11 protein-coding genes and 1 pseudogene are annotated in these 11681 nt (G+C 56.5%); 10 read left to right on the top strand and 2 right to left on the bottom strand.

Features of this window, described 5'->3' with window-relative positions; all coding sequences use genetic code 11:
- Together GKAS_RS19980 and pspG are read left to right on the top strand one after the other, a co-directional pair.
- The coding region (locus tag GKAS_RS19980; protein WP_210436384.1) for a tRNA-dihydrouridine synthase at positions 1-211 on the top strand (211 nt) is incomplete at its 5' end.
- Between the two features lie 139 nt (positions 212-350).
- Positions 351-590 carry an envelope stress response protein PspG gene (pspG, locus tag GKAS_RS19975; RefSeq protein ID WP_035896763.1) on the top strand — a complete coding sequence of 80 codons (240 nt, stop codon included), beginning with the start codon at positions 351-353 and terminating at the stop codon, positions 588-590.
- Between the two features lie 172 nt (positions 591-762).
- Here pspG and GKAS_RS19970 read toward each other — a convergent pair whose 3' ends face one another.
- Positions 763-1746: a quinone oxidoreductase gene (locus GKAS_RS19970; RefSeq protein ID WP_035896761.1), complete on the bottom strand. Its 984-nt coding sequence runs from the start codon at positions 1744-1746 to the stop codon at positions 763-765.
- A gap of 66 nt (positions 1747-1812) precedes the next feature.
- Here GKAS_RS19970 and dnaB point away from each other — a divergent pair, with 66 nt between their 5' ends.
- From dnaB to GKAS_RS19945, 6 genes and pseudogenes are all read left to right on the top strand, one after another.
- Complete coding sequence (dnaB, locus tag GKAS_RS19965; protein WP_035896759.1) at positions 1813-3228, top strand: replicative DNA helicase; 1416 nt, start codon at positions 1813-1815, stop codon at positions 3226-3228.
- Positions 3229-3265: 37 nt separating this feature from the next.
- Positions 3266-4345, top strand: a complete 1080-nt coding sequence (alr, locus tag GKAS_RS19960; RefSeq protein WP_035896758.1) for an alanine racemase — start codon at positions 3266-3268, stop codon at positions 4343-4345.
- Between the two features lie 9 nt (positions 4346-4354).
- Positions 4355-4538 (top strand): annotated as a pseudogene (locus GKAS_RS25610) (hypothetical protein); the annotation flags it as partial.
- On the top strand, positions 4522-5715 hold the full coding sequence (gene tyrB, locus GKAS_RS19955) for an aromatic amino acid transaminase (RefSeq protein WP_035896756.1): 1194 nt from the start codon (positions 4522-4524) through the stop codon (positions 5713-5715). The pseudogene GKAS_RS25610 and the gene tyrB, both read left to right, overlap by 17 nt.
- Before the next feature lie 199 nt (positions 5716-5914).
- Positions 5915-6628, top strand: coding sequence for an acid phosphatase AphA (aphA, locus tag GKAS_RS19950; RefSeq protein WP_035896755.1), 714 nt, complete (start codon positions 5915-5917; stop codon positions 6626-6628).
- 224 nt (positions 6629-6852) lie between these two features.
- A complete protein-coding gene (locus tag GKAS_RS19945) occupies positions 6853-7206 on the top strand; it encodes an MmcQ/YjbR family DNA-binding protein (protein ID WP_035896770.1) in 354 nt (117 codons plus the stop codon).
- Here GKAS_RS19945 and uvrA read toward each other — a convergent pair whose 3' ends face one another.
- Positions 7207-10032, bottom strand: coding sequence for an excinuclease ABC subunit UvrA (gene uvrA, locus GKAS_RS19940; protein ID WP_035896754.1), 2826 nt, complete (start codon positions 10030-10032; stop codon positions 7207-7209).
- Between the two features lie 254 nt (positions 10033-10286).
- Between uvrA and ssb1 the strand changes: the two genes are divergently transcribed.
- On the top strand, positions 10287-10814 hold the full coding sequence (ssb1, locus tag GKAS_RS19935) for a single-stranded DNA-binding protein SSB1 (RefSeq protein ID WP_035896752.1): 528 nt from the start codon (positions 10287-10289) through the stop codon (positions 10812-10814).
- A 239-nt stretch (positions 10815-11053) separates the two neighbouring features.
- On the top strand, positions 11054-11681 hold a 628-nt coding region (locus tag GKAS_RS19930), incomplete at its 3' end, for a gamma-glutamyltransferase (RefSeq protein WP_246870755.1).

Genomic DNA, 11681 nt, shown 5'->3' with positions numbered 1-11681 from the left:
CGCCGTAGTGCGTGCCATGTATCCGTACATTGAGCGCGAGCTGAGCAACGGCACCTATCTGGGCCACGTCACCCGTCATATGCTGGGTCTGTTCCAGGGCATCCCTGGCGCGCGCCAGTGGCGTCGCTACCTGAGCGAGAACGCTCACAAAGCGGGTGCCGATATCAACGTACTGGAACACGCGTTAAAGCTGGTCGCGGATAAGCGTTAATTTTTTCGCTAAATCCTGGTCAAATTCACCAAGCCCTGCACAACGTTGTGGGGCTTTCTTATTGATAATCAATAAGTTATTTTTGGCACGTTTTTTGTAATAGTTCAGACAGCTACGTATGATTTCTGGGAGAACCACCATGCTGGAACTGTTATTTGTGATTGGATTTTTTGTGATGCTGCTGGTCACCGGGATTTCGCTGCTCGGCATTATTGCCGCGCTGGTGGTGGCCACCGTATTAATGTTCGTTGGCGGGCTGTTTGCTATTATGATTAAGTTACTGCCATGGCTTATCCTGGCGGTCGCGGCGGTGTGGATTATCCGGGCGATTAATTCACCGAAAGAACGGCCATATCGCGGCAATTATCGGAGGTATTGAGGTCCTCGTCACAACCTCAATCATTTTGCATAAAACCTCATAGGATTCGCGTAATAAATCTGTCACTATTGCCGCCGTTAAAGAATTCATCGAGCTGTACCCTACATACAGCCGAACTAAAAAAAGAAAGGGCTTCCTACGGGAAGCCCTAGTCTTTTGTGCGGCAGGAACGTTACGGAATCAGCAGGCTTGACCCCTGCGTAGCCCGACTCTCCAGAATCTCATGCGCGCGCCGCGCGTCCTTCAACGGATACTTCTGGCTCTCCGCCACGTCCACTTTGATAATCCCGCTCGCAATCAGCGAGAACAGTTCGTGGCTAGCTTCTTTCAGCTCATCATAGTTGGTGATGTAGCCGTTAAGGGAAGGGCGGGTGGCGAACAGTGAGCCTTTTTGATTGAGAATGCCAAGGTTAACCCCGGTGACCGGGCCGGAAGAGTTACCGAAGCTGACCATCAGCCCACGGCGCTTTAAGCAGTCCAGCGACGCTTCCCAGGTGTCTTTCCCCACCGAGTCGTACACCACTGACAGCTTTTTCCCGCCGGTTAGTGCTTTGACGCGCTCAGCAATATTCTCATCGCGATAGTTAATCACCTGCCAGGCACCGGCCTGAAGTGCACGCTGTGCTTTCTCCGCGCTGCCGACGGTACCGATAAGCTTCGCACCCAGCGCCTTTGCCCACTGGCAGGCAATCAGTCCTACGCCCCCTGCGGCGGCATGGAACAGGAACAGTTCGCCGGGTTTGATTTCGTAGGTTTTGCGCAGCAGATAGAAGACGGTTAAGCCTTTGAGGAAAGAGGCGGCGGCCTGCTCGTAGGAGATAGCCGCCGGAAGCAGGGCGACCTTATCCGCCGGGACGTTATGCACTGAACTATACGCACCGAGCCCGGACTGCGCGTAGACTACGCGATCGCCCGCCTTGATGTGCTTCACGTTGCTACCCACCTGGCTCACCACGCCAGCCGCTTCTGTGCCTAAACCACTGGGCATTGACGGTGGCGGATACAGCCCGCTGCGAATATAGGTGTCGATATAGTTGATACCGATAGCTTTGTTTTCCACCTGCACTTCGTTTTCGCCAGGGGCTGATGGAGTGAACTCGACCGCGTTAAGCACTTCCGGGCCGCCATGTTTGCTAAATTCAATACGGGTTGCCATGCTTCCTCCAGAACGATTATGTGGTAATCTTTCGACCCACTCTTTATCTCGGTAATACCATTCACTATGGCAGCAAATAAACCCTTCAACAAACCGCAAACCGAACCTCGCGTCCGCGATTTTCAGGTAGACGGGCTGAAAGTACCGCCGCACTCGATTGAAGCGGAACAATCGGTGTTGGGCGGGCTAATGCTGGACAACGAGCGCTGGGACGACGTTGCCGAGCGCGTGGTGGCGGAAGATTTCTATACCCGTCCGCACCGTCACATCTTTACGGAGATGGGGCGTTTGCAGGAAGGCGGCAGCCCGATTGACCTGATTACGCTCGCGGAATCGCTGGAGCGACAGGGGCAACTGGACAGCGTCGGCGGGTTTGCCTATCTGGCAGAACTCTCCAAAAATACGCCAAGTGCGGCGAACATTAGCGCTTATGCTGATATCGTCCGTGAACGTGCCGTTGTTCGTGAAATGATTGCGGTGGCTAACGAGATTGCCGAAGCCGGTTTCGACCCGCAGGGGCGCACCAGTGAAGACCTGCTGGATCTCGCCGAGTCCCGCGTCTTTAAAATCGCTGAAAGCCGCGCTAACAAAGACGAAGGCCCGAAAAATATTACCGAAGTGCTCGACGCTACCGTCGCGCGCATCGAACAGCTTTTCCAGCAGCCGCATGACGGCGTCACCGGGGTGAACACCGGTTATGACGACCTCAACAAGAAAACCGCCGGTCTACAGCCGTCGGACCTGATCATCGTGGCGGCGCGTCCGTCGATGGGTAAAACCACCTTTGCGATGAACCTCGTCGAAAACGCGGCGATGTTGCAGGATAAACCGGTACTGATCTTCAGTCTCGAGATGCCATCCGAACAGATTATGATGCGTTCTCTGGCATCGCTGTCGCGCGTTGACCAGACCCGTATTCGTACCGGCCAGCTCGATGATGAGGACTGGGCGCGTATCTCTGGCACCATGGGCATTCTGCTGGAAAAACGAAACATATATATCGATGACTCCTCCGGCCTGACGCCGACGGAAGTGCGCTCCCGCGCGCGCCGTATCGCCCGTGAACACGGCGGCATCGGCCTTATCATGATCGACTACCTCCAGCTGATGCGCGTGCCGTCGCTTTCCGACAACCGTACGCTGGAGATCGCCGAAATTTCCCGCTCGCTCAAAGCGTTAGCCAAAGAGCTGCACGTGCCGGTGGTGGCGCTGTCGCAGCTTAACCGCTCCCTGGAACAGCGTGCGGACAAACGCCCGGTCAACTCCGACCTGCGTGAATCCGGCTCCATCGAGCAGGATGCCGACTTAATCATGTTCATCTATCGTGATGAGGTTTATCACGAAAACAGTGACTTAAAAGGCATCGCCGAGATTATTATCGGTAAACAGCGTAACGGCCCAATCGGCACGGTGCGCCTGACGTTTAACGGTCAATGGTCGCGCTTCGATAACTACGCCGGTCCGCAGTACGACGACGAATAACAACGCTGAATCAGCAAATTCATATCAAGGAACACAAATGCAAGCGGCAACTGTAGTCATTAACCGCCGCGCTCTGCGACACAACCTGCAACGTCTGCGTGAGCTGGCACCTGCCAGCAAGCTGGTTGCGGTGGTGAAAGCGAACGCTTACGGACACGGCCTCCTCGAGACCGCGCGAACGCTCCCCGACGCCGATGCTTTTGGCGTTGCCCGTCTTGAAGAGGCGCTGCGCCTGCGCGAGGGCGGGATCACTCAGCCAATTCTGCTGCTGGAAGGCTTCTTCAACGCGACCGATCTGCCGACGATTGCTGCCCAGCATCTGCATACCGCCGTGCATAACATCGAACAGCTTGAAGCGCTGGAAGCCGCTGACATCAGCGAGCCGGTCACCGTCTGGATGAAGCTCGACACCGGTATGCACCGTCTGGGCGTACTCCCGGAAGATGCCGATGCGTTCTATCAGCGTCTGAGCCAGTGCAAAAACGTGCGCCAGCCGGTTAACGTGGTCAGCCACTTTGCCCGTGCCGACGAACCGGAATGCGGCGCGACTGAAAAACAGCTCGCGATTTTCACCGCCTTCACCGAGGGCAAACCGGGTCTACGTTCTATCGCGGCATCCGGCGGCATTCTGCTGTGGCCACAATCGCACTTCGACTGGGCGCGCCCAGGTATCATTCTCTACGGCGTATCCCCGCTGGAACAGAAACCGTGGGGCCCAGACTTCGGCATGCAGCCGGTGATGTCATTGACCTCCAGCCTGATTGCCGTACGCGAGCACAAAGCCGGTGAGCCGGTTGGCTACGGCGGCACCTGGGTCAGCGAACGCGATACCCGCCTCGGCGTGGTCGCGATGGGCTACGGCGACGGCTACCCGCGTGCGGCACCGTCCGGTACGCCAGTGCTGGTTAACGGCCGCGAAGTGCCAATTGTGGGCCGCGTGGCGATGGACATGGTCTGCGTCGATCTGGGCCCGAATGCCCAGGATAAAACCGGTGATGAAGTGATCATGTGGGGCGATGGCCTGCCGGTTGAACGCATTGCTGAAATCACAAAAGTGAGTGCTTACGAACTTATTACGCGCCTGACGTCGCGGGTGGCGATGAAGTATATCGACTAAGCCTATCGCGTGCCGGATGGCGCTTGCGCTTATCCGGCCTACATCGCGCATTGACCCTAGGCCGGATAAGGCGTTTACGCCGCCATCCGGCAATCTTTTCATCAACCGCTCGACCTTCCTCCCCATCCAGTTTATTGTGTTATTTCCTGCCTTCTGTAAACCTGGAGAACCATCGCGTGTTTCAAAAAGTTGACGCCTATGCGGGCGACCCGATTCTTTCCTTAATGGAACGCTTTAAAGAAGATCCGCGCAGCGACAAAGTTAACCTCAGCATCGGCTTGTTTTATGACGAAAACGGCATTGTTCCGCAGCTGAAATCGGTGGCGGAGGCTGAAGCGCGACTCAACGCGCAGCCGCACGGCGCGTCGCTGTACCTGCCGATGGAAGGGCTGAACAGTTATCGTCACACAGTAGCACCGCTGCTGTTTGGCGCCGATCACCCGGTTCTCCAGCAACAGCGCGTGGCGACTATCCAGACTTTGGGTGGCTCCGGCGCGCTGAAAGTGGGCGCAGATTTCCTCAAGCGCTACTTCCCGGATTCCGGCGTATGGGTCAGCGACCCTACCTGGGAAAACCATATCGCGATTTTTGAAGGCGCTGGTTTCAAGGTTGGCACCTATCCTTGGTTTGATAGCGAAACCAACGGCGTACGTTACGACGCGCTGCTGGAAACGCTGAACACGCTGCCTGCGCGCAGCATTGTGCTGCTGCACCCGTGCTGTCATAACCCAACTGGTGCCGATCTCACAAATGAACAGTGGGATGGCGTGGTTGAGGTACTGAAAGCACGCGATCTTATTCCGTTCCTCGATATCGCCTACCAGGGCTTTGGCGCAGGCATGGAAGAAGATGCATATGCCATTCGCGCCATCGCCGACGCAGGCCTACCGGCGCTGGTCAGCAACTCATTCTCCAAAATCTTCTCCCTGTACGGCGAACGCGTCGGCGGCCTGTCGATTATCTGTGAAGATAACGAGACCGCGCTGCGCGTGCTGGGTCAGCTGAAAGCGACCATCCGTCGCAACTACTCCAGCCCGCCAAACTTCGGCGCGCAGATTGTGGCTGCCGTTCTCGGTGATGCTGAGCTGAAAGCCATGTGGCTGGCGGAAGTGGAAGGGATGCGCACTCGCATTCTGGACATGCGTCAGGCGCTGGTGAACGTGCTGAAAGAAGAGATGCCGAACGGTAACTTCGACTACCTGCTCAAACAGCGAGGAATGTTCAGCTATACCGGCCTGAGCGCCGCGCAGGTCGATCGTCTGCGCGATGAATTTGGCGTCTACCTGATTGCCAGCGGTCGTATGTGCGCAGCGGGCCTCAATAGCCGCAACGTACAGCGTGTGGCAAAAGCATTTGCTGCAGTCATGTAAGTAAGTGCTCACGCTGGCTCGGAGGTATATGCTGAGCCAGCGTGCTTTCAAAGCACTAAACTGTGATCCCCTTACTTTTTTCAGGATTATTCTGAGATAAACCTTTCAATCGTATCCCTCAGACGGTAAGGTCGCAGTGCTTTTATTTGAAGCAACACTCACTTTATTACAATAACGACTCGACGAATTAAGGGAAAACATGCGCAAGATCACGCAAGCTCTCAGTGCCGTCTGCTTGTTATTTGCACTGAATGCTTCGGTGACGGCTCACGCCTCGTCACCTTCTCCACTCTACCCTGGTACCGACGTTGCGAAGCTGGCCGAACAGGCTCCTATCCACTGGGTTTCCGTGGCGCAAATTGAAAACAGCCTGATGGGCCATCCGCCAATGGCGGTCGGTTTTGATATCGACGATACCGTCCTGTTCTCAAGCCCAGGCTTCTGGCGCGGGCAAAGAACCTACTCGCCGGATAGCCAGGACTACCTGAAGAACCCCGAGTTCTGGGAAAAAATGAATAACGGCTGGGACGCGTTCAGTATCCCGAAAGAAGTGGCCCGTTCGCTGATTGCAATGCATGTGAAGCGCGGCGACAGCATCTACTTCGTGACCGGCCGTAGCCAGACCAAAACCGAAACCGTCTCTAAAACGCTGCAGGATGATTTCCTGATCCCCGGGGCGAACATGAATCCGGTGATTTTTGCCGGTGATGAGCCGGGTCAGAACACGAAGACTCAGTGGCTGAAAGAGAAGAACATCAGGGTGTTCTACGGTGATTCCGATAACGACATCACCGCCGCGCGTGAAGTGGGAGCCCGCGGTATCCGCGTCCTGCGCGCCTCTAACTCGACCTATCGCCCGTTGCCGCAGGCCGGTGCGTTTAATGAAGAAGTGATCGTTAACTCCGAGTACTAGCGACAACACTTTGTAGGCCGGATAAGGCGTTTACGCCGCATCCGGCAATCTGCTCTATGCTGCCGGATGGCGCTTCGCTTATCCGGCCTACAATTTGCACCAATAAATGATGCTTTTTTAGTCAAAATCAGGCGCTGAAAGGTTTATCCTTTCGGCGTCTTGTTGCACACTGAAATGATGCTTTTTTGCACAACATGGTTTGCGAGACTGAGGAGTATAAAATGATGACCAGTTCGGATCTTCTGCAGTACTGCATGGCGAAGCGTGGCGCGGAACAGAGCGTGCACAGCGATTGGAAGGCAACACAGATTAAAGTGGCCGACGTGCTGTTTGCGATGGTGAAGGATGTCGAAGACCGCCCGGCGGTGTCGCTGAAAACCAGCCCCGAACTGGCAGAGCTGCTGCGTCAGCAGCACAAAGACGTTCGTCCAAGCCGACACCTCAACAAAGCACACTGGAGCACCGTCTACCTGGATGGTTCGCTGCCAAGTTCGCAAATTTACTATCTGGTGGATGCGTCCTATCAGCTGGCGGTGGATCTGCTGCCGGAAACGCTCCGACAGCAGATGTACTCGTGATTAACCCAGCAGAGGCTTAAGGAAACGGGCGGTGTGCGAGGCTTCGCAGTTAGCCACCGTTTCTGGTGTCCCGGAGACGAGAATTTCACCGCCGCCGCTACCGCCTTCCGGACCGAGATCGACAATCCAGTCCGCGGTCTTAATCACGTCCAGGTTGTGCTCGATAACCACAATGGTGTTGCCCTGATCTCTGAGCTGATGCAGCACTTCCAGCAGCTGCTGGATATCGGCAAAGTGCAGGCCGGTGGTCGGTTCGTCCAGAATATAGAGCGTCTGACCGGTGCCGCGTTTTGACAGCTCGCGCGCCAGCTTCACGCGCTGGGCTTCGCCGCCGGAAAGCGTCGTTGCCGACTGGCCAAGACGGATGTAGGTCAGGCCAACGTCCATCAGCGTTTGCAGCTTACGCGCCAGCGCCGGAACGGCATCGAAGAACTCACGTGCCTCTTCAATGGTCATATCCAGCACTTCGTGGATGGTCTTGCCCTTGTACTTAATCTCCAGCGTTTCACGGTTATAGCGTTTGCCTTTGCACTGGTCGCACGGCACGTAGATATCCGGCAGGAAGTGCATTTCGACTTTGATAACGCCATCGCCCTGACAGGCCTCGCAGCGACCGCCGCGGACGTTAAAGCTGAAACGGCCCGGGGTATAGCCGCGTGAACGCGATTCCGGCACGCCGGCAAACAGCTCACGCACTGGCGTAAAGACGCCGGTGTAGGTGGCCGGGTTGGAACGCGGAGTACGGCCAATCGGGCTCTGGTCAATATCGATAACTTTATCGAAATGCTCCAGCCCTTGAACGTCGCGGTACGGCGCCGGTTCCGCGATAGTTGCGCCGTTTAATTGCGTCTGCGCAATCGGGAACAGGGTATCGTTAATCAGCGTTGATTTACCGGAGCCGGACACGCCGGTGATGCAGGTAAACAGGCCGACCGGCAGCGTCAGGGTCACGTCTTTCAGGTTGTTACCCGAAGCACCCGTGAGCTTAAGCACTTTTTCCGGGTTCGCCGGAACGCGGTCTTTCGGCACTTCAATTTTGCGCTTCCCGCTCATGAACTGCCCGGTTAACGACTCTGGCACCGCCATAATGTCGTCCAGCGTCCCTTCAGCGACTACCTGGCCACCGTGGACACCCGCGCCTGGGCCAATGTCGATAACGTGGTCGGCGGCGCGAATAGCGTCTTCATCGTGTTCAACCACAATCACCGTGTTGCCAAGGTTACGCAGATGAATCAGCGTGCCGAGCAGGCGTTCGTTGTCGCGCTGGTGCAGGCCGATAGACGGCTCATCCAGCACGTACATCACGCCAACCAACCCCGCGCCAATCTGGCTTGCCAGACGGATACGCTGCGCCTCGCCGCCGGAGAGGGTCTCTGCGGAGCGGGAGAGGGTCAGGTAGTTCAGGCCAACGTTGACCAGGAACTTCAGGCGGTCACCGATCTCTTTCAGCACTTTTTCCGCGATTTGCGCGCGCTGGCCGGAGAGCTTCAGGTTGTTGAAGAAGTCCATCGCGTGACCGATGCTCATGTCGGAGATGGTCGGCAGCGGCGTATTTTCAACGTAGACGTGGCGTGCTTCGCGACGCAGACGGGTGCCGTCGCAGCTGGCGCACGGACGGTTGCTGATGAACTTCGCCAGCTCCTCGCGCACCGCGCTGGATTCCGTCTCTTTGTAGCGGCGCTCCATGTTGTGCAGTACGCCTTCAAACGGATGGCGACGCACGGAGGTATCGCCACGGTCGTTGATGTATTTGAATTCAATCGACTCTTTGCCGGAGCCGTAAAGAATGGCTTTCTGCGCGGTGGCATCAAGGCTTTCCCACGGGGCTTCAACGTCGAATTCGTAGTGTTCTGCCAGCGACTTCAGCATCTGGAAGTAATAGAAGTTACGACGATCCCAGCCGCGAATCGCGCCACCGGCCAGCGACAGCTCAGGGTTCTGGATAACTCGGTCAGGATCGAAATACTGCTGCACGCCCAGGCCGTCACAGGTTGGGCATGCGCCCGCCGGGTTGTTGAACGAGAACAGGCGTGGCTCAAGCTCGCGCATGCTGTAGCCGCAAATCGGGCAGGCGAAGTTGGCGGAGAACAGCAGCTCTTCCGCTTTCGGGTCGTCCATATCGGCGACCACCGCCGTGCCGCCGGAGAGCTCCAGTGCGGTTTCAAACGATTCCGCCAGACGCTGCGTCAGGTCATCGCGTACTTTAAAGCGGTCAATCACCACTTCGATGGTGTGTTTCTTCTGCAGTTCCAGTTTTGGTGGATCGGACAGATCGCAGACTTCGCCGTCGATGCGCGCGCGGATATAGCCCTGGCTTGCCAGGTTCTCCAGCGTTTTGGTGTGCTCGCCCTTACGTTCTTTAATGATCGGGGCCAGCAGCATCAGGCGCTTGCCTTCTGGCTGCGACAGTACGTTATCGACCATCTGGCTGACGGTTTGCGCCGCCAGCGGCACGTCGTGATCCGGGCAGCGCGGCTCGCCTACGCGGGCATATAGCAGGCGCAGGTAGTCGTGAATTTCGGTAATGGTACCGACCGTCGAACGCGGGTTGTGTGACGTCGACTTCTGCTCGATAGAGATCGCAGGCGACAGCCCTTCAATATGATCGACATCCGGCTTTTCCATCAGCGACAGGAACTGGCGCGCATAGGCAGAAAGCGATTCTACATAGCGACGCTGCCCTTCGGCGTAGAGGGTGTCAAAAGCCAGTGAGGATTTGCCAGACCCGGACAGCCCAGTCACGACAATCAGTTTGTCGCGAGGGATGACGAGGTTGATGTTTTTGAGATTATGGGTGCGGGCGCCCCGAACTTCGATCTTATCCATTCACCTTTCCCGGTAGAGGAGATACACGGATTGCCTGGTTTGTTAGAAGGACAAACGGCAGAAACGGCTAATTATGACACAACTTAACCTGAATGAATATACAGTATTGGAATGCCGATTCCGGATGCCGATGAAAATTGCAGCGGGATAAGATGTTTAGTGGAATCTGTCTCGCAGCTACCAAAATACCGTCTGGAAATGATACACTGGCGCGTTTACACTTAATCAAGATTCATTTTTCAGGAGAGACAAACATGGCCAGCAGAGGCGTAAACAAGGTGATTCTCGTCGGTAACCTGGGCCAGGACCCGGAAGTACGCTACATGCCGAATGGTGGCGCAGTTGCCAACATTACGCTGGCTACTTCCGAATCCTGGCGTGACAAAGCGACCGGTGAAATGAAAGAGCAGACTGAATGGCACCGCGTTGTGCTGTTCGGCAAGCTGGCGGAAGTAGCAGGCGAATACCTGCGTAAAGGCTCTCAGGTTTATATCGAAGGCCAGCTGCGTACCCGCAAATGGACCGATCAGTCCGGCGCTGAAAAATACACCACCGAAGTCGTGGTTAACGTTGGTGGCACCATGCAGATGCTGGGTGGCCGTCAGGGCGGCGGTGCACCGGCAGGTGGCGGCCAGCAGCAGCAGGGCGGTTGGGGTCAGCCTCAGCAGCCACAGGGCGGCAATCAGTTCAGCGGCGGCGCGCAGTCTCGCCCGCAGCAGCAGTCCGCTCCGGCACCGTCTAACGAACCGCCGATGGACTTCGATGACGATATCCCGTTCTGATTCATCGCCGTCCCGGCGGCATTTATCAAGACGACAAAAACCCTGCTTCGGCAGGGTTTTTGCTTTTTTAGTGCGCACCATCAGGCCACATCGGCACCGCTTCGGTGCGAACATTGCTCCGCGTTAATCTCCGCCTTTTCTGTTTTATTCACATAACCACAAGATAATTAACAAAAATAACAGTTGGCACGCTTTGTGCCTACATCTGTGTATACACTCATGTAGGCAAGGTGCAGACGATGACTCAAATCCAATCAGCTAAATGTATGCAGGGCATGGCCGTTGCGCCGCACTCGCTGGCCGCAGAAAGTGCAGTGGCCGTTTTGCGCGATGGCGGTAATGCGGTTGAGGCGATGGTGGCGGCGGCGGCGACCATCGCGGTGGTTTACCCGCATATGAATGGCATCGGCGGCGATGGATTCTGGTTAATCTCAAAACCGGGTGAAGCGCCGGTGGCGATTCAGGCCTGTGGCTTTGCGGCGGAGAAAGCAAATATCGATTTTTATCGCCAGGCAGGATATGAGCAGGTTCCGGTGCGCGGCCCGCTGGCAGCCAATACTGTCGCCGGCACGGTGGGCGGTTGGGAACGTGCGCTGGAGTGGGCAGGAGAGCAGATGGCCAACGCGCCGCTGCCGTTAACGCGTCTGCTGAACGATGCCATCCACTATGCGCGTCATGGCGTACCGGTGAGCGCAGGGCTGCATCAACAAATCACCGCACGCTTGCCGCAGCTCGGCCAGTACCCTGGCTTTCGCGGCCTGTTTGCGCCAACAGGTCAGGCGCTCGATCCCGACGAACTGCTGCTTCAACCTGCGCTCGCCAACACTCTGGAGCGGTTGGCAACTCACGGGCTGAGTGATTTTTACC

It is taken from the genome of Kluyvera ascorbata ATCC 33433 (assembly GCF_000735365.1).
GTDB lineage: Bacteria > Pseudomonadota > Gammaproteobacteria > Enterobacterales > Enterobacteriaceae > Kluyvera > Kluyvera ascorbata.
The sequence above is the reverse complement of the archived record's forward strand: the minus strand, read 5'-3'. Positions and strand labels throughout refer to the sequence as shown.